This window comes from Mycolicibacterium arcueilense (assembly GCF_058536225.1).
The window spans coordinates 61,869-83,201 of the sequence record NZ_JBZTYL010000016.1 but is presented as its reverse complement, the minus strand read 5'-3'; the positions used below and the strand labels follow the sequence as shown (position 1 = coordinate 83,201).

Below are 21,333 nucleotides of genomic sequence, written 5' to 3'. Positions count from 1 at the left end.
CGCCTGACGTCAATGGCAAGGAGCGCTCCATGGACTGGGGCTCAACGTGGGATTTCCTCTGGCATTTCCTGATCATCTTCGCCTGGATCGCGTACCTGCTGGTCCTGTTCCAGATCCTCACGGACCTGTTCTGGCGTGATCACAAGACCTCCGGCTGGGTGAAAGCCGTATGGGTGGTCTTCCTGATCGTGTTCCCGTGGCTCACGGCGCTCGTGTACCTGATCGCCCGCGGCAAGGGCATGTCCGAACGCGCCCAGGCCGCAGCGCTGGCGGCCAAGCAGGAGACCGACGACTACATCAAGCAGGCAGCAGGCCGGTCCCCGGCGCAGGAGATCGCCGACGCCAAGGCTCTGCTGGACGCCGGCACGATCACCCAGGCAGAGTTCGACGGGCTGAAGGCCAAGGCACTGAGCTGAGTCAGAAGAGCGTGTACTGATCGCTCTCTGCGGGGGTGTCGCAGAACTCCTCGATATCGGCGCCACCGACGACATGGGTCAGCAGTCCCATGAACGACTCGTCGTCGAGTAGCGGCACCCCCAGCTCGACAGCCTGGTAACCCTTGCCCTGGCTGGGTGCGGTCTCGTTGCAGATCACCAGTGAGGTCTGCTGATCCACCAGATCGGTGTAGGACAGCCCGGCGTGCAGGATGCGCTCGACGAGCTCCTCATGGGTGCGCACCACTTCCGCCGACAGCGCCACCCGCATGCCCTGCACCAGCGGCCGCCCCGGCACGAAGACACCCGGGTTGGCGTACTCGCACGGCAGCCGTGAGGCCAGCACCTTCAACGGGCGCAATTCTTCGTGGGTGACGTGGCCGTTGGGCCAGCGGCGCCGACTCACCTCCCGCAGCGGCAGCCAGACCTTGCGGTCGCGCGCCCGGGCGAGCGTCGGTTTGAGGATCTGCGCCAGCACCAACGCGTCGTCGAGCGCGTCGTGCGGCCGCATCTGGCTCACGCCCCAGTGCGCCGCCAACGTCTCCAGCCGCAGATTCTCGGTACCCAGCGCCAGCCGACGCGCCAGCTCGACCGTGCACATCACGCTGTCGACCGGCAGCTCAGCCCCGACCAGCTCGGCCTCGGCGGTCAGGAAGCTGTAGTCGAAGCCCACGTTGTGGGCGACCAGCGTGCGTCCCCGCAGGACATCACTGAGCTCGTCGACGACATCACCGAAGGTGGGCTGGCCTTCCAGCATCTCGGACGTCAACCCGTGCACATGGGTGGGCCCGGGATCCACCCCCGGATTCAGCAGGGACGCGACGCTGCGCTCGACATTTCCGTCGTCCCCGACCGCGAGCGCGGCGACGCTGACGATGCGTGCCTGCCCGGGCCGGAACCCGGTCGTCTCCACGTCTACGACCGCCCAGCCCGCTCCCGGCTCCTCCGCCGGCCTGCCCCACGCGCTGCTCATATTCGCCAGGATGGCACGCAGGCCCGACAGAGTCGGGCGGCGCGGCAGCGTGTCGTGCCCCTAAAATCGCCGGAATGCTGACCATCCGTGGGCGCGCCGCTCTGGCCGCCGGAGCAACCGCACGCTGGGCGTCGCGGGTCACCGGCCGCGGTGCAGGCGCGATGATCGGCGGACTGGTCGCCATGACACTGGACCGTTCGATCCTGGGCCAGCTGGGCCAGGGCCGCCGCAGCGTCGTCGTGACCGGCACGAACGGCAAATCGACCACCACCCGGATGACCGCGGCCGCCCTGGCGACGCTCGGCCCCGTGGCCAGTAATTCCGAGGGCGCCAACATGGATGCCGGCCTGGTGGCGGCGCTGGCCTCGGCGCGCGAGGCCGAGCTGGCCGCCCTGGAAGTTGACGAGATGCACGTCCCGCACGTGTCCGATGCCGTGGACCCGTCGGTGATCGTCCTGCTCAATCTGTCCCGAGATCAGCTCGACCGGGTCGGTGAGATCAACCACATCGAACGGACCCTGCGCGGCGGTCTGGCACGACACCGCGACGCGGTGATCGTGGCCAACTGCGACGACGTGCTGATGACCTCGGCTGCCTACGACAGCCCCAACGTCGTGTGGGTGGCCGCCGGCGGCAGTTGGTCGGGCGACTCGGTGAGCTGCCCGCGCTCCGGCGAGATCATCGTGCGCGACGGGCGGGACTGGCGCTCGACGGGCACCGACTTCAAGAGGCCGAGCCCGCAGTGGTGGTTCGACGACACGCACATCTACGGGCCCGACGGTCTCGTGCTGCCGATGATGCTGGCCCTGCCCGGCGCAGTCAACCGCGGCAACGCCACCCAGGCCGTCGCGGCCGCCGTCGCACTCGGCGCTGACCCGGCCGCCGCGGTCGCTGCGGTCTCCGGCGTCGACGAGGTCGCCGGCCGGTACCGCACCGTGCAGATCGGCTCACACACCGCCCGGATCCTGCTGGCCAAGAACCCGGCCGGGTGGCAGGAGGCGCTGTCGATGGTGGACAAGCAGGCGGCCGGCGTCGTCATCTCCGTCAACGGACAGGTGCCCGACGGCGAGGACCTGTCCTGGTTGTGGGATGTTCGCTTCGAACACTTTGAGGACACTGTCGTAGTGGCCGCCGGTGAGCGCGGCACCGACCTGGCAGTCCGACTCGGATACGCCGGCGTCGAACACTCCCTGGTGCATGACACCGTCGCCGCGATCGACTCCTGCCCACCCGGACACGTCGAGGTGATCGCCAACTACACCGCGTTCCTGCAACTGAATCGGCGGATCTCATGAGTGCTGTGCAGATCGGGCTCGTGCTGCCCGACGTGATGGGCACCTACGGCGACAGCGGCAATGCGGTGGTACTGCGGCAACGGTTGCGGCTGCGGGGCATCGACGCCGAGATCGTGGAGATCACGCTCGACGATCCGGTGCCCGACTCTCTGGACCTGTACACCCTCGGCGGCGCCGAAGACTATGCACAGCGGCTGGCCACCAAGCATCTGATCCGGTATCCCGGTCTGCAGCAGGCGGTTTCGCGGGGTGCGCCGGTGCTGGCGATCTGCGCGGCCATCCAGGTGCTCGGCCACTGGTATGAGACCTCGGCCGGTGAACGGGTGGAAGGTGTCGGGCTGCTCGACGTCACCACCTCACCGCAGGAAACCCGCACCATCGGCGAGGTCGCCTCGAAACCACTGCTGGATGGGCTGTCGCAGCCGTTGACGGGTTTCGAAAACCACCGTGGCGGAACGGTTCTGGGAGCCGATGCCCGGCCGCTGGCCGCGGTCACCAAAGGTGCGGGCAACCGCCTGGGCGACGGCTACGACGGTGCGGTGCAGGGCAGCGTCGTCGCCACCTACCTGCACGGGCCGTGCCTGGCCCGCAATCCGGAACTGGCCGACCATCTGCTCTCACAGGTGGTCGGTGAACTGCCACCCCTGGAGCTGCCCGAGGTGGATCTGCTGCGCCACGAGCGCCTGGCTGCGCCGCGCCGGGTGTAGGGGTCGCCCCCAGCTTTCGCCGAAACCGCATTCCAGCAGGCCGCTACTCGCACTTCTGCTGCTGGAATGCCGTTTCGGCGCAGCTAAGCGAAAACGTCGACCGCCGCGCCGATCCGTGCCGCGGCGTCGGTGAGAATCGGCTCCCCATGGCCGAATCCGGCCCGCTGTGCGCCGGTGGCCGCGAGAATCTCCACCGCGCGGGAGGCGGCCGCCCGGTCGGTGTTGAAGACGCCGAGGATCAGCTGTCCGTCGAACTCGGCGATCGCATCACCGGTGAGCACGGTATCGGCGGCGGGCAGGTACAGCGCGATGCTGCCCGGAGTATGGCCGGGCACCCCGATCACCCGGGCGCCGCCGGCGAAGTCGAGAACGTCACCGTCGCCGACCACCCGGTCCACTGCGCACGGCGGCCCGTTCGGCGGTTCGTCGATATCGGGGCGAAGCGTGCGCTCCCCCGCGGTCAACACCGGCACCGGGCCCGGAGTGCCGCGCACGAAGTCAGCGTCGCCCGAGCCGGCGATAACCTCCACATCGGACCAGCCGGCGATCTCGGCGGCTGCCCCGCAATGGTCCTCGTGAAAGTGCGTGAGCACGATGCGCTTGACGTGGATCCGGCGCCGCCCCAGTTCGGCGAGCGCGTCGGCGATCAGCTCGGCACTGTCCGACCACCCGGTGTCGATCAACGTCACGCCGTCCGGTTCGGTCCACAGGTAGCTGTTGAGCAGGTGGGCCTGGCCGCCGGGAATCCGCAGCCGGTACAGCGATTCCGCCATCTGGAGTAGGTCGGGCATGGCTCCGACGCTACCGATACTCGCCGAAACCGCATTCCAGCAGGCCGCTACGCGCACTTCTTCTGCTGGAATGCGGTTTCGCGACGTGGTGCACGGAGCGCGCCGTCCCAGCCGCGGGCCTTCAACGCACGAAATGCGCGCTGGACGACCTCGTGCTCCCGGTCCTCCTTGATCACTTGCATGACGTCCCAGCCAAGTTGGCGAAGCTTCGGCAACACCTTCAGATCCTTGACGTACTGGGCACGGTCGGTCTGGTGCTGTCCTCCGTCGTACTCCGAGACGACCTTGAACTCTTCCCAGCCCATGTCGGCAGTGCGGACCACCCTGCCCCACTCGTCAATGATGGTGATCTGAGTTGTCGGCCGCGGGAGCCCGGCGTCGATGTAGAGCAGACGCAGCCGGGTCTCCGGAGGTGACGCGGCGCCACCGTCGACCAACGGGAGCACAGCCTTGAGCTTGGCCACCCCGCGTGCGCCTCGGTAACGATGGGCCAGCATCAGCACGTCCTCGGTGGAGAACGGGCAGGCGTGCATGAGTGCGTCCAAACGCTCCAGCGCCTTCTTTCGGGGCAGGAAACGGCCGAGGTCGAACGCCGTGCGCGCGGGTGTCGTCACCGGTATGCCTGCAACACAGCTGATCTCGTCATCGGCGATGCGCTCGTGCCGGACGATGATGCCGCGCGGCGACCGGATGTAGTCCCAGATGAGCTCGATCTCGACCTCATCGTCCACCCACTCGGCCCCATGCAGCGCGGAGGCTGCGACCCCGGTCACGATGCCGTCACGCCGTGTCCATAGCCAGGCCGCAGTCGTGCGGTCTCGTAAGGACAACGACTGCCCCTTCGGGGCATGGACGTTGCGAAATATCGGCCGGTACCAGCGCTGCAGTTCATGACGTGTGACGACGCCGCCGGCAATCGCCTCGGTGCCGATGAGTATCTCCCCCATGGGCTGATGCTTGCCTTGGGGTACGACAGACCCGCCGAAACGACATTCCAGCAGGAGAAGTGCGAGTAAGGACCTGCTGGAATGCCGTTTCGGCGGAAAGGCTGGGGGGAATCAGGCCATCGCGCGGCGGCCCGCCAGGGCGCGGCCCAGCGTAAGCTCGTCGGCGAACTCCAGGTCACCGCCCATCGGCAGGCCCGAGGCGATACGGGTGACGGTCAGCCCGGGGATGTCACGCAGCATCCGGACCAGATAGGTCGCAGTGGCCTCGCCCTCGGTGTTGGGGTCGGTGGCGATGATCACCTCGGCCACGTCGACACCGTCGACGCGTTCACCGATCCGGTTGAGCAGCTCCCGGATGCGCAACTGGTCCGGTCCGACGCCCGACAACGGATCAAGCGCGCCGCCCAGCACGTGATAACGGCCGCGGAATTCGCGGGTGCGCTCGACAGCCTGCACGTCCTTGGGTTCCTCGACGACGCACACCAGTGAGGCGTCGCGGCGGGGGTCCTTACAGATACGGCAGCGTTCCTCGTCTGAGACGTTGCCGCACACCGCACAGAACGTGACGCCGTCACGGATGCGGCCCAGAACCGCAGTCAGCCGGTCGATGTCCGGCGGCTCGACGCTCAGCAGGTGGAAAGCGATCCGCTGCGCGCTCTTGGGCCCGATCCCCGGCAGCTTGCCGAGCTCGTCGATCAGATCCTGAACCGGGCCTTCGAACACTTACAGCCCCGGAAGTCCGAGCCCGCCCAAACCGCCGGCCAGCGGGCCCAACCGGCTCTGGGCCAGGGTGTTCACCTGGTTGGAGGCATCGGCGAGAGCACCGACGATGAGGTCCTGCAGGGTCTCGGGGTCGGCGGGATCGATCACCTTGGGGTCGATGGCCACCGCGACGACCTCACCGCTGCCCTTGACCGTGACCTGCACCAAGCCGCCGCCGGCCTGGCCGTGCACCTCGGAATTGGCCAGCGCCTCCTGCGCCTCCATGAGCTGCTGCTGTACCTGCTGCGCCTGCGCAAGCAGGGCCGACATGTCGGGTGTGCCTCCGGGTTGCATGACTGGGTCCCCTTGCCGTGTTGATTGCGTCTTGGTCTCGACTTGGTTGCTCTCGCCTGTCGGCGGCGATTTGAGCTTTCAGCCTAGTCGGCGGGCGGGCTAGCGTGGCGCCCGTGCGAGTCCCAGCCTGCGTGCGTGTCGGCACCGCCATGGTCAGCAGCGTCATCATCGCTGCGACCGCATCGGCGGTCGTCGACGCTCCCCACGCCACCGCAGCCCCCTCGAACATCGCCGGCATGATCGTCTTCCTCGATCCCGGCCACAACGGCGCCAACGACGCATCGATCAGTCGCCAGGTGCCGACCGGCCGCGGCGGCACCAAGGACTGCCAGGCCAGCGGTACGTCCACCGCGGACGGATTCCCCGAGCACACCTTCACCTGGGACACCACCCTGCGGGTCCGCGCCATCCTCAGCCAGATGGGCGTGCGCACCGCGATGTCGCGCGGCAACGACAACGCACTGGGCCCATGCGTCGACGAACGCGCATCGATGGCCAACGCGCTGCGCCCCAACGCCATCGTCTCCATCCACGCCGACGGCGGCCCGGCCAACGGTCGCGGCTTCCACGTGCTCTACTCGTCGCCGCCGCTGAACAACGTGCAGGCCGGACCGTCGGTGCAGTTCGCCAAGACCATGCGCGATCAGCTGTCGGCCTCGGGCATCCCGCCGGCCACCTACATCGGTTCGGGTGGCCTGGATGCCCGCTCGGACATCGCCGGGCTGAATCTGGCGCAGTTCCCGTCGATCCTCGTCGAGTGCGGCAACATGAAGAACCCGGTCGACTCCGCCCTGATGAAGACGCCCGACGGTCAGCAGAAGTACGCCGAGGCCATCGCCCGGGGCGTCGCGGCCTATCTGGGCACCCAGGCGGTCGCCGCCCCGGCCCCGGCGCGCTAGCTTTCGACTTCCTTCTTCAGGTTGGCCAGCACCTCGTCCTGGATCTTGCGCAGGCCGAGCGGTGCGAACGTCTTCTCGAAGAAGCCCTTGACCCCGCCGGCGCCGGTCCAGCTGGTCTTGAGATTGACCGACGATCCGGTGCCCGCGGGGGCGACGGTCCAGTTGGTCACCAGGCTGGAGTTGGCGTCCTTCTCGATCACCGTGTGGCCGGCGACGTCCACCGAGGCCTTGATGTCACGTACCCGCGACTCGGTGGCCTGCAGCTTCCAGCTGGCCACGGTTCCTGCGCCCTGACCGCCCTCAAGCACCTGGTAATCGCGGTAATGCGAGGAAAGGATCTTGGGGCGCACGGTCTGGTAGTCCGCGATCGCGGCGAACACAGCGGCCGGCTCGGCGTTGATCAGAACCGTGCTGACCGCACTGACCTGTCCCATGACTGAAACTCCTTTAACTCGTGTCTGCGGTCGCATCGTCGGCAACCTCCGACTAGCGTATATGTGTGTCTGTTGTTACGACTGACGCACAAGCTGTCCATGCCATGGGCGTGCAGCGCCTATTGGACAGTTACCGCGCCATATCGCCCAATTCGACGGTCCGGCTTGCCAAGCCCACGTCGAACCTGTTCCGCGCGCGAGATCGCAGCGATGCCAAAGGTTTGGACGTCTCGGGTCTGACCAATGTGATTGCGGTCGACGCCGAAGCCCGCACCGCCGACGTCGCGGGCATGTGCACCTATGAGGATCTGGTGGCCGCGACGCTGCCACACGGCCTGGCCCCCCTGGTGGTGCCGCAACTCAAGACCATCACCCTGGGCGGTGCGGTCACCGGTCTCGGTATCGAGTCGACGTCGTTCCGCAACGGCCTGCCGCACGAATCGGTCCTGGAGATGGACATCCTCACCGGGGCAGGCGAAATCGTCACCGCATCACCGGACCAGCATTCCGACCTGTTTCGCACCTTCCCCAATTCCTATGGCACGCTGGGCTATTCGACCCGGCTGAAGATCGAACTCGAGCCCGTCACACCGTTCGTCGCACTGCGCCACCTGCGCTTCCACTCACTGACGGAACTCGTCGCCGCGATGGATCGGATCATCGAGACCGGTGGTCTCGATGGCGAACCCGTCGATTACCTCGACGGCGTCGTGTTCAGTGCCGACGAGAGCTACCTGTGCGTCGGATTCAAGACGACGACACCGGGGCCGGTCAGCGACTACACCGGCCAGGACATCTACTACCGCTCGATCCAGCACGCACAAGGCGAAAAGCACGACCGGCTGACCATCCACGACTATCTCTGGCGGTGGGACACCGACTGGTTCTGGTGTTCACGCGCTTTCGGCGCACAGAACCCGACGATCCGGCGGTTCTGGCCACGAAAGCTGCGCCGCAGCAGCTTCTACTGGAAGCTGGTCGGCTACGACCAGCGGTTCAACATCGCCGACCGGATCGAAAAGCACCATGGCCGCCCACCGCGGGAGAGGGTGGTTCAAGACGTCGAGGTGCCGATAGAGCGTTGCGCAGCATTCCTCGACTGGTTCCTGCAGAACGTCCCGATCGAGCCGATCTGGCTGTGCCCGCTGCGGTTGAGAGAGAATCGTCACAAGGGCTCAGGCTTGTCCGGAGGCTGGCCCCTGTACCCGCTGCGCGCTCACCACACCTACGTCAATGTCGGGTTCTGGTCCTCGGTTCCGGTCGGCCGGGTCGAAGGCCACACCAACAAGCTGATCGAGACCAAGGTCAGCGAGCTCGACGGGCACAAGTCCCTGTATTCGGATTCCTACTATCAGCGTGAGGATTTCGACGAGCTCTACGGCGGCGAGACCTACAAGACCGTCAAGAAGTCCTACGACCCCGATACGCGCCTGTTTGACCTGTATTCGAAAGCCGTCTTGCGCCGATGAACGGAGAACAGCGATGACCACCTTCAAGGACCACTCGACGCACAGTACCGACCACAAGCTCAGCCTGGCCGAGATCCTGGAGATCTTCGCCTCGGGGTCGCTGCCGCTGAAATTCACTGCCTACGACGGCAGTTCCGCAGGTCCGGAAAGCGCCACGCTCGGCCTGGATCTCAAAACCCCGCGCGGCACCACCTATCTGGCCACCGCCCCTGGCGATCTCGGCCTGGCCCGCGCCTATGTCTCCGGCGACCTCGAGCCGCACGGCGTGCATCCCGGTGATCCGTACCTGCTGCTGTGCGCGCTGGCCGAGAAGATGGCGTTCAAGCGCCCGCCGGCTCGAGTGCTTGCCAACATCGTCCGGTCCATCGGCATCGAACACCTCAAGCCCATCGCCCCGCCGCCACAGGAGGCACTGCCCCGCTGGCGCCGGATGATGGAGGGGTTGCGGCACAGCAAGACCCGCGATGCCGACGCGATCCACCATCACTACGACGTGTCGAACACCTTCTACGAATGGGTGCTCGGGCCGTCGATGACCTACACCTGCGCCTGCTACCCGGATGCCGATGCGAGCCTGGAAACCGCGCAGGACAACAAGTATCGGCTGGTTTTCGAGAAGCTGCGGCTGCAACCCGGCGATCGGTTGCTCGATGTCGGCTGCGGCTGGGGCGGCATGGTGCGTTATGCCGCGCGCCACGGCGTCAATGCGCTCGGCGTGACTCTTTCGAAAGAACAGGCCTACTGGGCCCAGGAGGCCATCGACAAGGAGGGCCTCTCGGACCTGGCCGAGGTGCGCCACGGCGATTACCGCGACATCGTCGAGACCGGATTCGACGCCGTGTCCTCGATCGGCCTGACCGAGCACATCGGCGTGCACAACTACCCGGCGTACTTCGGTTTCCTGAAGTCGAAGATGCGCCCCGGCGCGCTGCTGCTGAACCACTGCATCACCCGTCACGACAATCGATCCGGCTCGGCTGCCGGTGGGTTCATCGACCGCTACGTGTTCCCGGACGGAGAGCTGACCGGTTCCGGGCGGATCATCGCCGAGGTGCAGGACGTCGGCCTTGAGGTCATGCACGAGGAGAACCTACGCAACCACTACGCGATGACGCTGCGCGATTGGTGCGCCAACCTCGTCGAGCACTGGGATGAGGCGGTCGCCGAGGTCGGGCTCCCCACCGCGAAGGTCTGGGGCCTGTACATGGCCGGATCCCGGCTCGGTTTCGAGACGAATGTGGTTCAGCTGCACCAGGTTCTGGCCGTCAAGCTCGACGAGCACGGGAATGACGGAGGCCTGCCACTGCGGCCGTGGTGGACGGCCTAGCGCCACGGCTCCTGCCTAGCTCTCGATCTTTCGCGCACCCAGTTCGTTCTGAAGCAGTTCCAGCGCAACCTCTTCGGGATCACGACGAGGCCCGGCCTCGCTCTGCGAAGCCTCGGCGAGCATCTCCGCCTCTTCCTGCTCCGGGGAGGACGGCGGTTCCGGGGCAGGCTCCGGCTCAGGTTCGGGAATGACGCGGCCCGGCCGGGTGGGGACCCGTGGCGGGGGCTTACTGGCCTTCGGCGCGGGCGGCGGGGCCGCCTCTGCCGTGCCGACCTCACAGCGGATCTGCCAGTCCACACCGAGCGCGTCCTTCAACGCCTCCCGGATCACGTCGGCATTTCGCGATTCGGTCAGCCGCTTGGCCAGCGGTGGCGAGTCATGGGACAGCACAAGGGTTTTGTCCTCGACGGCCCGCACGATGGCGCCCGAGAGCATGACCTCGGTGGTCCGACTGCGCTCGCGCACCTTCTCCCGGACCGTCGTCCACATCGAGCGCACCGCAGCCGCGTTGGGTTCACCCCCGGGAGTCACCGATGCCTGCACCGGCTGTGGCTCGGGTTCGGGCTCCGGAGGGGGCTCGGGCTCGAAGTCCGGCTCCGGCGGAAGCGGTGGCTCCGGCTCGGGCTGGGGTGCGGGTTCGGGCTGGGGTGTGGGTTCAGCCGCAGGGGGCGGCGGTGGCGGTGCGAGAACAGGTTCGGGAGCGGACACCGGCACTGGTCCACGCTCGGGCTCGGGAGCGGGCGGTGCCGGACTAGGCGGCGCCGGAGCCGGGGCGGGTTCAAGCGCCGGGGCCGGTGCCGCTTGGCTGCGGCGGGTGAAGGTCTTGGTGGGTTCGGCGGCGGGTGCAGAGTCCTCGACGGCAGCAGCGGGCCGAGCCGACGCTGCAGGCCGGGCACCCGATGACGATGCCTCGCCGGCCGGCAGCGACATGTCCAGCCGGGTCTCGATACGTTCGATGCGCTGCAGCAGCGCGGATTCGGTGTCGTGCGCCGAGGGCAGCAGCAGGCGGGCGCACACGACTTCCAGCAGCAGCCGCGGCGCGGTGGCACCGCGCATCTCACCGAGACCGGCGTGCACCACCTCGGCATACCGGGCCAATGTTGCCGCGCCCACCCGGTCGGCCTGCTCCCGCATGCGTTCCAGCACGTCGGCCGGGGCATCCACGACACCGCGGGTGACTGCGTCGGGCACGGCCTGCAGCACGATCAGATCGCGGAAGCGCTCCAGCAGATCGGTGGCGAACCGCCGCGGATCATGACCGGCGTCGATCACGGCCTCGACCGCACCGAACAGCGCCGCCGCATCGCCGGCGGCCAGCGCCTCGACCGCGTCGTCGATGAGCGCCATGTCGGTGGCGCCCAGCAGGGCCAGCGCCCGTTGATAGGTGATGTGGTTGCCGTTGGCGCCCTGCTCGGAGCCGGCCAGCAGCTGATCGAGCACCGAGAGCGTGTCACGAGGTGAACCGCCGCCGGCCCGGATGACCAGCGGGTACACCGCGTCGTCGACGTGGACGTTCTCCTCGGCGCAGATGCGCTCGAGCAGCGGCCGCATGGTGCGCGGGGCCAGCAGCCGGAACGGGTAGTGGTGCGTACGCGACCGGATGGTCGGCAGCACCTTCTCCGGTTCGGTGGTGGCGAACACGAAGATCAGGTGCTCGGGCGGCTCCTCGACGATCTTGAGCAGGGCATTGAAGCCGGCAGTGGTGACCATGTGGGCCTCGTCGACGATGAAGATGCGGTACCGCGACTGGGCCGGCGCGTAGAACGCGCGGTCCCGCAGTTCGCGGGTGTCGTCCACACCGCCGTGGCTGGCCGCGTCGAGTTCGACGACGTCGACGTTGCCCGGACCGTTCGGGGCCAGCGCGACGCACGAATCGCACACCCCGCACGGTGTGGGTGTCGGCCCCTGCTCACAGTTGAGCGAGCGGGCGAGGATGCGCGCCGAGGATGTCTTGCCGCAGCCGCGCGGTCCAGAGAACAGATATGCGTGGTTGATCCGGTTGGCGGTCAGCGCGGTCGATAGCGGCTCGGTGACATGTTCCTGGCCAACGACTTCCGCGAAGCTTGCCGGCCGGTATTTGCGGTAGAGAGCCACGGGAGAAGGCTACCGACTGCCTCCGACCAGTCGCCAAGCCCGGTTACGCTGTCGCCCGTCATCGATGACTTGGGGGATTGAGGGAGCTATCCGCAGCCGCCCTACGGGCAGGAGCCATACGGCCATCCGACGCCGCCGCCCGTGTATTCAGCGGCACCGCCGCCCGGGTATCCACCAGCCCCGTCGCCCACCAACCGCACAGCGATCGTCGCGCTGATCTTCTCGCTGCTCATCGCGCCTGTCGGGCTCGTCCTCGGCTACGTCGCCCGCAGCCAGATCCGCCGTAGTCATGAGGGCGGCGCAGGCCTGGCAGTGGCCGCCATCATCATCGGCTGGATATGGACGCTGGCCTCGATTGTGATCGCCATCGCGATCTTCACGGGCGCCGTGGTCGTCTTCACCGGCGCTGGCTCCGACACCGCCACGAGCGACGCGTCCACCAGGACCAACCCCAATCACCCCGGGACGGGCATCCGCAAGCGGGTCACCTACGAGGTCTGGGGCAACGGTTCCTCGGCCGACATCAACTATCTCGATCTCGACGCCACACCGCAGCGCATCGACGACGCGGCCCTGCCGTGGACGCTGACGCTGGACTCCACGGACCCGTCGGTCTACCTCAATATCACGGCTCAGAGCGACGGCGACTCGATCGGCTGCCGGATCACCGTCGACGACAAGATCCAGGATGAGCGGACCAGTGACGGCGCCAACGCCCAGACCTTCTGTCTGATGAAATCTGGATAGTCTGCGCGGTTTCTAGCCGAGCAGCGACTCGGTGGCCGCGAGCAGCGCGCAGGTGGCCAGGCCGTCGATCGCCTCACGCACATCGGACAACGACGGGAACGTCGGGGCGATGCGGATGTTCTTGTCCTCGGGGTCCTTGCGGTACGGGAACGACGCACCTGCCTCGGTCACCGCGATGCCGGCATCCTTGGCCAGGGCGACGGTGCGCTTGGCGGTGCCGGGCCACACATCGAGGCTGACAAAGTAGCCACCCTTGGGATCGGTCCACGATGCGATCTTCGACTCACCCAACCGGTCCTCGAGGATCTCGGCGACGAGGGCGAACTTGGGTGCGATCAGCTCGCGGTGACGCTGCATCTGCAACTTCACGCCGTCGGCGTCGCCGAAGAAGATCCGGTGACGCAACTGGTTGATCTTGTCCGGCCCGATCGACTTCTTGCCGGCGTGCTGCAGGTACCAGGCGATGTTGCCCAGCGAGCCGCCCAGGAAGCTCACCCCGGCCCCGGCGAAGGTGATCTTGGAGGTCGAGGCGAACACCAGCGGACGGTTCGGGTTACCGGCCGCTTCGGCCAGGCCCAGCACGTCGACCTGACGGATGAACTCGCCGGTGAGGGTGTGAACCGCGTAGGCGTTGTCCCACATCAGCCGGAAATCGTTTGCCGCCGTTTGCATTTGGACGAGACGACGGACAACTTCCCAGGAGTAAGTGACCCCGGTCGGGTTGCCGTACACGGGGACGCACCACATGCCCTTGATCGCCGGGTCGGCAGCGACGAGTTCCTCGATGAGGTCGACGTCGGGACCGTCCTCGCGCATCGGCACCGGGATCATCTCGATCCCGAAGGACTCGGTGATCGCGAAGTGGCGGTCATAACCGGGCGAGGGACACAGGAACTTCACGACGGGCTCTTGGATCCAGGGCCGCACCGAATCCACCCCGCCGTGCAGCAGCGAGAACACGATGACGTCGTGCATCATCTCCAGGCTCGCGTTGTTGCCCGCGATCAGGTTCTGCACCGGGATTCCGAGCAGCTCACCGAAGATCTCGCGCAGTTCGGGCAGCCCGTGCAGTCCGCCGTAGTTGCGGGTATCGGTGCCCGTGCGGTCGCGGAAGGAATCCTTCTCCGGGCCGGGCAGCGACAGCAGCGCGTTGGACAGGTCCAACTGCTCGGGGGCCGGCTTACCGCGCGTCAGGTCCAGACTCAGCTTCTTCGCCTGTAGCTCTGCGTAGTTTCGCTGTTGGACTTCATGCTGCGCGAGCAGATCGTCGCGGCCAAGAGACTGGAACGACACCGCGCGCCTTTCACAGAAGCGGAATGAGCTGGACATAAGGGGACCCCGCGCACCCGCCAGAGCCCGTTGACCCTTGCTGCCTTCCGGCCCTGGGGGAGTTCACAGGATGGACGCCGCGCGGGGTCCAAGGCGAGTGTAATACCCGTCCTTGTCCCCGGCGTTTCGGGACCGGTTCGAGCGTCCGCTACGATTGCCGACGGAGGATTCGCCTAGTGGCCTATGGCGCTCGCCTGGAACGCGGGTTGGGTTAACAGCCCTCAGGGGTTCAAATCCCCTATCCTCCGCGCTCGGGTCCGGGGTGCGACCTGCTGAATCAACCCTGATCAGCAGCTCGCACCCCGGCCCAATTTCAGTACCCGAGGAGGAGTATGGGCCGCACCGTCGCGGTGATCTGGCACGTGTCGTTTTCGATCGTGGCCGCCGGCCTCTACTTCTTTTTCGTTCTTCCCCGATGGCATGAGCTCGTCGGCGATACCTCGCCCACGCTCGGGCTGATCCTGCGCATCGTCACCGGAGTGCTGATCGGTCTGGCCGCCCTGCCGGTGGTGTTCACGCTGCAGCGGACCAAGCGTCCCGAGCTGTCCACCCCCGAGTTGGCGCTGCGGTTGCGGGCCGCTTCGATCGCCCTGCACGTGCTGGCCGCGGTGCTGATCGTCGGCACCGCCGTCTCCGAGATCTGGCTGTCCCTGGACAACTTCGGGCCGTGGCTGTTCGGGATCTACGGCGCGGCCGCCGCGATCGCACTGCTCGGCATCTTCGCCTTCTACCTGGCCTTCGTCGCCGAACTCCCGCCACCGCCGCCGAAGCCGCTCAAGACCCGGGAAAAGTCCGAGCGCCGCGGACGCAAGAAGGCCGCAGCCGAGACCGAGGACGCTGCTGAGTCGGACGCCGAGGAGACGGACGAGGCAGAAGAGGTCGACGAGACCGAAGCGGTCGAAGCTGACGAGGTCGACGCGCCAAAGGTGGATCTGACGAAGGAGAGTTCACCTTCGACAGAGGACGCCAACGAGACAGAGGACGCCGACGAGGAGCCTCAGTCGACGGCAGAGGAAGCCGAGCCGATCGAAGGCAACTCCCTGCGTAACCGGCGGCCGTCCAGCAAGAGCGGTACCAAGCGACGGGGCTGGCGCTCGCGCGGCGAAGTCGCCACCGAGGACTGACGCACACCAATCGCGTCGACATCGGCTACTTATCCAGCCAAGATGGGTATATGAGCAAAGTGAGCTCACATCCGTTCAGAACGATCGTCGCGGTGGCAGTGACCGCCGCGACGGCCGTTATCGCCCCGATTGCACCTGCCGCCGCCGCACCCGGTGACCCCGAGACGGTGGCCTCCCAGATCGAACCGTCGGTAGCCCGCATCGACACCGTCGTGGATTACCAACAGGCCTACGGCATCGGCACCGGCATCGTGTTGTCGCCGAACGGTGAGGTCCTGACCAACTACCACGTCGTCCAGGGAGCCAACTCGATCAGCGCCACGGTCGGCGGCCAGCGGTACCCGGCCGACCTGGTCGGCTACGACCGGCAGAACGACATCGCAGTGCTGCAACTGCACGGTGCGGCAGGCCTGCCGCCGGCGCCGATCGGCGATTCGGCCGCGCTGGCACCGGGGCGCCCCGTCGTCGCACTCGGCAATGCCGGGGGCAGCGGCGCACCCCTGACCCGCGAGGTCGGCACCATCAGCGCGTTCAACCGCACCGTCCAGGCCGAAGACGAGCTGACCGGCACGAGCGATGAGATCAACGGCCTGTTCGAGTTCGCCGCGCCGGTGCGTGCCGGTGACTCCGGCGGTCCCGTGGTCAACGACGCCGGGCAGGTCGTGGGTATGACGACCGCCGCCTCGGTGAACTTCCGCATGGGTCCCGGCGGCAAGGGGTTCGCGATCCCGATCAACGATGCGATGGCGATTGCCGGGCAGATCCGCGCCCGCACCCCGTCGGCCTCGGTGCACATCGGGCCGCCGACCCTGCTCGGCGTCGGTGTCCGCACCGCGCAGCGCCAGAGCGGCGGCGTGATCGTCCAGGACGTCATCGCGGGCGGTCCGGCCGACGCGGCCGGCCTGATCCCGGGCGACGTGCTCACCACCATCGACAACACCCCGCTGGATTCGGCCCGCGCCCTGACGCTGGTCCTCGATCGGCACTACCCGGGCGACGTGGTCGGCCTGACCTGGCTGGACCAGGGCGGCCAGCAGCACACCGGCAAGGCCACCCTGGCCGCCGGGCCGTAATCCGTGGTCACGCTGGACCGCCTGATCAACGTCCTGGGCGGCTACGGGGTGCGACTGCGCGCCCCGACACCTGGATCCGCTCCGGCGCCACGCTCGACCGAGCTGCGCAGCGTGGTGATGCACGAGCCGGGCGCCGTCATCGGCGATGTCCTGCTGGCTGTCGGAGCCGGTTCGGTGGCCGAGGCGGTGCAGTGGGCGAAGGCCGCGCGCGCCGTGGTGGTCCTGGTCCGCGGCCCGCACGACCCGGCCGACGACGACGAACTGACGGCCGACGACCGCATCGCGGTGATGACGGTCGAGCCCGAGGTCTCCTGGAGCGAGCTCGCGGCCGTGGTCTACGGGGTCGTACTGGAAGGCCGGGAGACCGAATCCGGTCGCGGCCCAACCGATCTGTTCGCCCTGGCCGACAGCCTCGCCGACGCCGTGGGTGGCGCGGTCACCATCGAGGACCGGCGCAGTGCGGTGCTGGCGTACTCGCGGCTGCAGCAGCACGCCGACCCGGCGCGCGCCGAGACGATCCTGAGCCGTGGGGCGCCGGAACGGCTGCGCACCCTCTTCGAGGCCCGTGGGGTGTTCCGGCATCTGGCCGAGTCCGACGACCCGATGTTCGTCGACGGCGATGCCGAGCTCGGTCTGACCGGGCGGATGGTGGTGGCGGCCCGGGCCGGTCGCGAACTGCTCGGTTCGATCTGGGTGACGTGTGCCGCTCCCCTACCCGACGCGCGCCGCGCCGCGCTGGCCGACGGCGCCCGCATGGTCGCCCTGCATCTGTTGCGCTCCCGGGCCAGCGCCGATCTGGAACGCCAGGTGGAGTCGGAGCTGGTGATCCGTCTGCTCGAAGGTGCCGCCGACGCCACCACGGCGGCGAGCCGGCTCGGGTTGCCGCAGACGCCGCTGCGGGTGATCGCATTGCGTGCCCGCACCGGGGACGAGCGGCATGCCGCGCTACTGCTGGCGTTCGAGCGAGCGACCGCGGGCTTCGGCTGGTCGCGTCCCGGGCGCAGTGCCCTGGCCGGCAACACCGTCTACACCGTGTTGCCCGGCGCCGAGGCCGACGCCGCGGGCCGTTGGGTGACGGGGCTGCGCGCCGCGTTGCCTCAACCGGTGACCGTGCTGGCCGGCATCAGCGGCCCTGCCACCGCCGCCGAGCTGGCGCTGGCCCGCAGTGAGGCCGACGAGTGCCTGGCCCTGCACGAAGTCCGGCACGAGGTGCAAGGGGACGACGCCGGCCTCGACGACAGGGTGCCGGTCTACGACGAGGCCTGGGACGAGATCCTGCTGCAGCGGCTGCGGATCGCCGCGCGCGCCGGCCGCGCCCCTCAGCGCGGACCCGTCGCCGAGCTACGGGCCCACGATCAGGCCAACGGCACGCAGTACGCGGCCACGCTGCGAGCCTGGCTGGAAGCCCAGGGTGATCTGGCCGGGGCCGGGCGAGCGCTCGGTGTGCACGAGAACACCGTGCGCTACCGGCTGCGCAAGATGATCGAACTGACTCAGCTGGACCTGGCCGATGCCCGCAAGCGACTGGCGATGATGATCGAGCTGGCGGCAGCCGAAGAGTTGTCGTAACTCGACAATCGCACCGCTTCTGTTTGTCGACATGGCGCAAACACTGAGCGCGTGAGCGGCCTCACCATGGGAGCATGTATGGGGTCGAGCGCATTGACGGTGCACCGCGGTCAGCGGTTGTCGTGGGTGCAGGCATCGTCGGCCTGTCCACCGCATGGTTTCTTCAGGAGCACGGGGTCAAGGTCACCGTGGTCGACCGCACCGGGGTCGCCGCAGGTGCGTCGTGGGGCAACGCCGGCTGGGTCTCGCCGGCGCTGACGATCCCGCTCAACGATCCGGGGGTGCTGCGTTATGGCCTGCGGTCGCTTTTCGACCCGGCCGCTCCGCTGCACATCCCGCTGACATCGGGCCCTCGCCTGCTGGCCTTCCTGGCCCGGTTCGCCATGAGCTGCCGCCTGTCGACCTGGACCCGGGTGGCCAAGGCCAACGTGCCGCTCAACGAGGAGTGCCTCGAGGCCTACGACGTGCTGACCGCCAACGGCGTGGCGGTACCCACCACCGACGGGCCGATCACCGCACTGTTCGAAACCGCCCGTCAGGCCGAGCACCTGATGACCGAACTACGCCGGATGGCCGCCGTCGGGCAGACCGTCACGGTCACCGGCCTGTCCGGTGACACGCTGCGCGACCATGTCCCGCTGGCGTCGCCGGCGATCACCGCGGGCATCAGCGTGGAGGGCCAACGCTTCGTGGACCCGGGCCGGTTCGTCCAGGCACTCGGTGATGCCGTCATCGCCAGGGGCGCCGAACTGGTCATCGGCGAGGTCACCGACGTGCGCGCCATGGGTGCCGGAGTGAACGTCGACCTGGCCGACCGATCGCTGAGCGCCGAGACCGCCGTGATCGCCACCGGCGCGTGGATGTCGAAGCTGGCGAAACCCTGGGTCCGTACTCCTGTGCAGGCCGGTCGCGGTTACTCGTTCACCGTGCCGGTGGACCGCCCGATTCTCGGGCCCATCTACCTGCCCGACGCCCGCGTCGCCTGTACGCCGTATCAGGGCAAGCTGCGGGTGGCCGGAACCATGGAGTTCCGCTCCCCCGACGATCCGGTGCAACCGCCGCGGGTCGACGCCATCATCGCGTCGGCGGCCCCGCTGCTCGACGGTGTGGACTGGGAGGCCCGCACCGATGTGTGGGTGGGCCCGCGCCCCGTCAGCTCGGATGGTCGCCCGCTGATAGGCGAAGTGGCACAAGGCATCTACGTGGCCGGCGGTCACGGCATGTGGGGACTGGCCCACGGTCCGGTCACCGGCCGACTGCTCGCCGAATACATGACCACCGGAAAGCAACCCGAGGCGCTGCGGGAATTCGATCCCCTGCGCTGACGATCCACGACTTTGCCCTGACGGGCCCACAAGCCGTCAGGGGCGGCGAGCATCCCGCCCCTGGCGGCAACTCCGCATCATCGGAAGGAAATCACAATGACTGTCAGCCAACGTATTTGGTTATCGCCACAGGCGTATGAGCGCATGCAGGTCGAGCTGTCGACGCTGCGCGATCTGATCGCCAACGAAGCGGCCTCCGATTCTGACGAGAACGAAGTGGCCATCCAGCGGGCCCGTCAGGCCCGTATCCAGCAGATCCACGACCTGCTGCTCAACGCCGTCGTCGGTGAGGATCCGCCGGACGACGGGGTGGCCGAGCCGGGCATGGTGTTGACCGTGCGCTACGACGAGACCGGCGAGATCGAGACCTTCCTGCTGGGCGTCCGCGGCGCGGAATACGGCGACCTAGAGGTCTATTCGGTGAACTCACCGTTGGGCGAGGCGATCGTCGGCGCGCGTCCCGGCGAGCAGCGCCACTACCCGGTACCCAGCGGCGAGGCCCTGCCGGTCACCCTGATCAGTGCAGTGCCGTTCGGGATGCACCTGCCGGCCGTGGGATAAGCCGCGTGCGTCCTAGTCTGTTCGGATGGCCGAACGCAAAGGCACGCCAGGCAGCCTGACCGCCGATGACTGGGTGCAGGCCGGGTATGCCCTGCTGGCCTCCGACGGGATGCGGGCACTGAAGATCGAGCGACTCTGCGAGCAGATCGGCGCGACCCGGGGCAGCTTCTACTGGCACTTCACCGACATGAAGGGCTACCGAGCGGCCCTGGTCGCGTCGTGGAATGCGTTCCTGGAGCAGGATCGCCGGTCACTGGCCGAACTCGAACACCTGCCGCCTCGCGAGCGATTGTCGGGGATGATGAGGCAGCTGCTCAGCCCGCAGCACTGGACACTGGAACGCGCGATGCGGGAGTGGGCCCGCTCCGACGACGTCGCCGCCGCCAACGTGCGGGCGGCCGACCACCGCGTGCTGGTCGCCGTGACCAAGGCCTATCTCGACTACGGGTTCAGCCCCGAGGACGCGGCGCTGCGCGGACAGGCCACGTTCGCAACGGGTATCGGCGTGCTGCATCTGATGGACTCGGCCGACGCCCTGACCACCGCCGACCGCTACGAGAGATTCCTGGATCTCATGCTGGCTCGATGATCGCGGAGAACACGCGCTCGAACAGGTCCGTCAGTTGGCCGGCGCTGGCATCGGTCAGGCCCGGGCTCCTGATCACCCGCCGCATCAAGAGGACCCCGCTCATCACCGACAGCATGGCGTCGGCGCGGAGCTGACGGTCGGGCCCGGAGAGCTGGCGGGCCAACCGTTGGCCGACGTGGCGTGCGATCGCGTCGCGCACGATGTTCACCGCTACCGGGTTCGAGACCGAGCGGAGCATGATCAGGAACGGCTCCAGCGGGTCGGCATCCGGGTCGGAGCGTTCGGTCAGCGCGATCGCAGCATCGCGCGCGAGGGCGTCCGGCTCCTCCGCGACGATCGTCGGTGGCGCGAAAGAGGTTTCGACGGCCTCGGCGAACAGCTGCTCCTTGGAACCGAAGTAGCGGTTCACCAGCATCGCGGTGACCCCGGCGTCTCGCGCGATCTCACGAACGCCGACCCCGTCGTACCCGGACAGCGCAAAGTGCCGGATCGCCGATTGCAGGATCGCCTCGCGGGTGGCGGCCGCATTGCGTGGTCGGGATGAAGCCATGCCCAGAACGCTAGGGAATAACCGGCGCCAAGTCTACGTA

At 67.9% G+C, this 21,333-nt stretch carries 22 protein-coding genes, 1 tRNA gene and 1 other RNA gene; 14 read left to right on the top strand and 10 right to left on the bottom strand.

Annotated elements, in window-relative coordinates; all coding sequences use genetic code 11:
- Positions 1–29: 29 nt before the first annotated feature.
- Positions 30–416: an SHOCT domain-containing protein gene (locus AC4LGL_RS19070; protein ID WP_491840147.1), complete on the top strand. Its 387-nt coding sequence runs from the start codon at positions 30–32 to the stop codon at positions 414–416.
- Between the two features lies 1 nt (position 417).
- On the opposite strand, the gene AC4LGL_RS19065 is transcribed toward AC4LGL_RS19070, so the two are convergent.
- Complete coding sequence (locus AC4LGL_RS19065; RefSeq protein ID WP_491840146.1) at positions 418–1,407, bottom strand: DEDDh family exonuclease; 990 nt, start codon at positions 1,405–1,407, stop codon at positions 418–420.
- A 74-nt stretch (positions 1,408–1,481) separates the two neighbouring features.
- On the opposite strand from AC4LGL_RS19065, the gene AC4LGL_RS19060 reads away from it, so the two are divergent.
- Positions 1,482–2,702 (top strand): Mur ligase family protein, encoded by a 1,221-nt coding sequence (locus AC4LGL_RS19060; protein ID WP_491840145.1) that lies wholly within the window; start codon positions 1,482–1,484, stop codon positions 2,700–2,702.
- A complete protein-coding gene (locus tag AC4LGL_RS19055; protein WP_491840144.1) occupies positions 2,699–3,409 on the top strand; it encodes a type 1 glutamine amidotransferase in 711 nt (236 codons plus the stop codon). Before AC4LGL_RS19060 ends, AC4LGL_RS19055 begins: the two co-directional genes overlap by 4 nt.
- Before the next feature lie 83 nt (positions 3,410–3,492).
- Here the strand turns inward: AC4LGL_RS19055 and AC4LGL_RS19050 are convergent, their stop codons facing one another.
- The 4 genes from AC4LGL_RS19050 to AC4LGL_RS19035 form a co-directional block, all read right to left on the bottom strand.
- Positions 3,493–4,200, bottom strand: a complete 708-nt coding sequence (locus tag AC4LGL_RS19050; RefSeq protein ID WP_491840143.1) for an MBL fold metallo-hydrolase — start codon at positions 4,198–4,200, stop codon at positions 3,493–3,495.
- Between the two features lie 47 nt (positions 4,201–4,247).
- Positions 4,248–5,147 carry a type IV toxin-antitoxin system AbiEi family antitoxin gene (locus AC4LGL_RS19045; protein ID WP_491840142.1) on the bottom strand — a complete coding sequence of 300 codons (900 nt, stop codon included), beginning with the start codon at positions 5,145–5,147 and terminating at the stop codon, positions 4,248–4,250.
- A gap of 111 nt (positions 5,148–5,258) precedes the next feature.
- Positions 5,259–5,870 carry a recombination mediator RecR gene (gene recR, locus AC4LGL_RS19040; RefSeq protein ID WP_003883644.1) on the bottom strand — a complete coding sequence of 204 codons (612 nt, stop codon included), beginning with the start codon at positions 5,868–5,870 and terminating at the stop codon, positions 5,259–5,261.
- Positions 5,871–6,203: a YbaB/EbfC family nucleoid-associated protein gene (locus AC4LGL_RS19035; RefSeq protein WP_054603655.1), complete on the bottom strand. Its 333-nt coding sequence runs from the start codon at positions 6,201–6,203 to the stop codon at positions 5,871–5,873.
- 149 nt (positions 6,204–6,352) lie between these two features.
- On the opposite strand from AC4LGL_RS19035, the gene AC4LGL_RS19030 reads away from it, so the two are divergent.
- Positions 6,353–7,102 carry an Rv3717 family N-acetylmuramoyl-L-alanine amidase gene (locus AC4LGL_RS19030; RefSeq protein WP_491840258.1) on the top strand — a complete coding sequence of 250 codons (750 nt, stop codon included), beginning with the start codon at positions 6,353–6,355 and terminating at the stop codon, positions 7,100–7,102.
- On the opposite strand, the gene AC4LGL_RS19025 is transcribed toward AC4LGL_RS19030, so the two are convergent.
- Complete coding sequence (locus AC4LGL_RS19025) at positions 7,099–7,536, bottom strand: SRPBCC family protein (RefSeq protein ID WP_036442858.1); 438 nt, start codon at positions 7,534–7,536, stop codon at positions 7,099–7,101. The two genes, AC4LGL_RS19030 and AC4LGL_RS19025, sit on opposite strands and share 4 nt — an antisense overlap.
- Before the next feature lie 65 nt (positions 7,537–7,601).
- On the opposite strand from AC4LGL_RS19025, the gene AC4LGL_RS19020 reads away from it, so the two are divergent.
- Together AC4LGL_RS19020 and AC4LGL_RS19015 are read left to right on the top strand one after the other, a co-directional pair.
- A complete protein-coding gene (locus tag AC4LGL_RS19020; protein ID WP_491840141.1) occupies positions 7,602–9,005 on the top strand; it encodes an FAD-binding oxidoreductase in 1,404 nt (467 codons plus the stop codon).
- Between the two features lie 13 nt (positions 9,006–9,018).
- A complete protein-coding gene (locus tag AC4LGL_RS19015; protein WP_491840140.1) occupies positions 9,019–10,332 on the top strand; it encodes a class I SAM-dependent methyltransferase in 1,314 nt (437 codons plus the stop codon).
- Between the two features lie 15 nt (positions 10,333–10,347).
- Here AC4LGL_RS19015 and AC4LGL_RS19010 read toward each other — a convergent pair whose 3' ends face one another.
- A complete protein-coding gene (locus AC4LGL_RS19010) occupies positions 10,348–12,426 on the bottom strand; it encodes a DNA polymerase III subunits gamma/tau (RefSeq protein WP_491840139.1) in 2,079 nt (692 codons plus the stop codon).
- Between the two features lie 141 nt (positions 12,427–12,567).
- Between AC4LGL_RS19010 and AC4LGL_RS19005 the strand changes: the two genes are divergently transcribed.
- Entirely contained in the window at positions 12,568–13,173 is a 606-nt protein-coding gene (locus AC4LGL_RS19005; protein WP_491840138.1) for an MmpS family transport accessory protein, read from the top strand.
- Positions 13,174–13,185: 12 nt separating this feature from the next.
- On the opposite strand, the gene AC4LGL_RS19000 is transcribed toward AC4LGL_RS19005, so the two are convergent.
- Together AC4LGL_RS19000 and ffs are read right to left on the bottom strand one after the other, a co-directional pair.
- The gene (locus AC4LGL_RS19000) at positions 13,186–14,466 is read right to left on the bottom strand and encodes an aspartate aminotransferase type Ic (RefSeq protein WP_491840257.1); all 1,281 of its coding nucleotides are present in this window, start codon (positions 14,464–14,466) and stop codon (positions 13,186–13,188) included.
- A 34-nt stretch (positions 14,467–14,500) separates the two neighbouring features.
- Positions 14,501–14,595, bottom strand: an RNA gene (gene ffs / locus AC4LGL_RS18995) — signal recognition particle sRNA small type.
- A gap of 69 nt (positions 14,596–14,664) precedes the next feature.
- On the opposite strand from ffs, the gene AC4LGL_RS18990 reads away from it, so the two are divergent.
- The 7 genes from AC4LGL_RS18990 to AC4LGL_RS18960 all read left to right on the top strand — a co-directional run bounded on the left by AC4LGL_RS18990 (position 14,665) and on the right by AC4LGL_RS18960 (position 20,743).
- A tRNA-Ser gene (locus AC4LGL_RS18990) sits at positions 14,665–14,750 on the top strand.
- Between the two features lie 84 nt (positions 14,751–14,834).
- Positions 14,835–15,626: a lipid uptake coordinator LucA gene (lucA, locus tag AC4LGL_RS18985; protein ID WP_491840137.1), complete on the top strand. Its 792-nt coding sequence runs from the start codon at positions 14,835–14,837 to the stop codon at positions 15,624–15,626.
- A gap of 50 nt (positions 15,627–15,676) precedes the next feature.
- Entirely contained in the window at positions 15,677–16,699 is a 1,023-nt protein-coding gene (locus AC4LGL_RS18980; RefSeq protein WP_491840136.1) for a S1C family serine protease, read from the top strand.
- A gap of 3 nt (positions 16,700–16,702) precedes the next feature.
- Positions 16,703–18,268, top strand: coding sequence for a PucR family transcriptional regulator (locus AC4LGL_RS18975; protein WP_491840135.1), 1,566 nt, complete (start codon positions 16,703–16,705; stop codon positions 18,266–18,268).
- 74 nt (positions 18,269–18,342) lie between these two features.
- Entirely contained in the window at positions 18,343–19,593 is a 1,251-nt protein-coding gene (locus tag AC4LGL_RS18970; RefSeq protein ID WP_491840134.1) for an NAD(P)/FAD-dependent oxidoreductase, read from the top strand.
- A gap of 96 nt (positions 19,594–19,689) precedes the next feature.
- Positions 19,690–20,154 (top strand): GreA/GreB family elongation factor, encoded by a 465-nt coding sequence (locus tag AC4LGL_RS18965; protein WP_491840133.1) that lies wholly within the window; start codon positions 19,690–19,692, stop codon positions 20,152–20,154.
- 25 nt (positions 20,155–20,179) lie between these two features.
- Positions 20,180–20,743, top strand: a complete 564-nt coding sequence (locus tag AC4LGL_RS18960) for a TetR/AcrR family transcriptional regulator (protein WP_491840132.1) — start codon at positions 20,180–20,182, stop codon at positions 20,741–20,743.
- On the opposite strand, the gene AC4LGL_RS18955 is transcribed toward AC4LGL_RS18960, so the two are convergent.
- Positions 20,727–21,293 carry a TetR/AcrR family transcriptional regulator gene (locus AC4LGL_RS18955; RefSeq protein ID WP_491840131.1) on the bottom strand — a complete coding sequence of 189 codons (567 nt, stop codon included), beginning with the start codon at positions 21,291–21,293 and terminating at the stop codon, positions 20,727–20,729. The two genes, AC4LGL_RS18960 and AC4LGL_RS18955, sit on opposite strands and share 17 nt — an antisense overlap.
- Positions 21,294–21,333: the final 40 nt, after the last annotated feature.

Coding starts and splice junctions, on each gene's coding strand:
- AC4LGL_RS19045 (WP_491840142.1), bottom strand. CDS start 5,147: ATGGGGGAGATACTCATCGGCACCGAGGCGATTGCCGGCGGCGTCGTC.
- AC4LGL_RS18965 (WP_491840133.1), top strand. CDS start 19,690: ATGACTGTCAGCCAACGTATTTGGTTATCGCCACAGGCGTATGAGCGC.
- AC4LGL_RS18960 (WP_491840132.1), top strand. CDS start 20,180: ATGGCCGAACGCAAAGGCACGCCAGGCAGCCTGACCGCCGATGACTGG.
- lucA (WP_491840137.1), top strand. CDS start 14,835: ATGGGCCGCACCGTCGCGGTGATCTGGCACGTGTCGTTTTCGATCGTG.
- AC4LGL_RS19030 (WP_491840258.1), top strand. CDS start 6,353: ATGGTCAGCAGCGTCATCATCGCTGCGACCGCATCGGCGGTCGTCGAC.
- AC4LGL_RS19055 (WP_491840144.1), top strand. CDS start 2,699: ATGAGTGCTGTGCAGATCGGGCTCGTGCTGCCCGACGTGATGGGCACC.
- AC4LGL_RS19050 (WP_491840143.1), bottom strand. CDS start 4,200: ATGCCCGACCTACTCCAGATGGCGGAATCGCTGTACCGGCTGCGGATT.
- AC4LGL_RS18955 (WP_491840131.1), bottom strand. CDS start 21,293: ATGGCTTCATCCCGACCACGCAATGCGGCCGCCACCCGCGAGGCGATC.
- AC4LGL_RS19025 (WP_036442858.1), bottom strand. CDS start 7,536: ATGGGACAGGTCAGTGCGGTCAGCACGGTTCTGATCAACGCCGAGCCG.
- AC4LGL_RS18980 (WP_491840136.1), top strand. CDS start 15,677: ATGAGCAAAGTGAGCTCACATCCGTTCAGAACGATCGTCGCGGTGGCA.
- AC4LGL_RS19065 (WP_491840146.1), bottom strand. CDS start 1,407: ATGAGCAGCGCGTGGGGCAGGCCGGCGGAGGAGCCGGGAGCGGGCTGG.
- AC4LGL_RS19060 (WP_491840145.1), top strand. CDS start 1,482: ATGCTGACCATCCGTGGGCGCGCCGCTCTGGCCGCCGGAGCAACCGCA.
- AC4LGL_RS19035 (WP_054603655.1), bottom strand. CDS start 6,203: ATGCAACCCGGAGGCACACCCGACATGTCGGCCCTGCTTGCGCAGGCG.
- AC4LGL_RS19015 (WP_491840140.1), top strand. CDS start 9,019: ATGACCACCTTCAAGGACCACTCGACGCACAGTACCGACCACAAGCTC.
- AC4LGL_RS19070 (WP_491840147.1), top strand. CDS start 30: ATGGACTGGGGCTCAACGTGGGATTTCCTCTGGCATTTCCTGATCATC.
- AC4LGL_RS18970 (WP_491840134.1), top strand. CDS start 18,343: ATGTATGGGGTCGAGCGCATTGACGGTGCACCGCGGTCAGCGGTTGTC.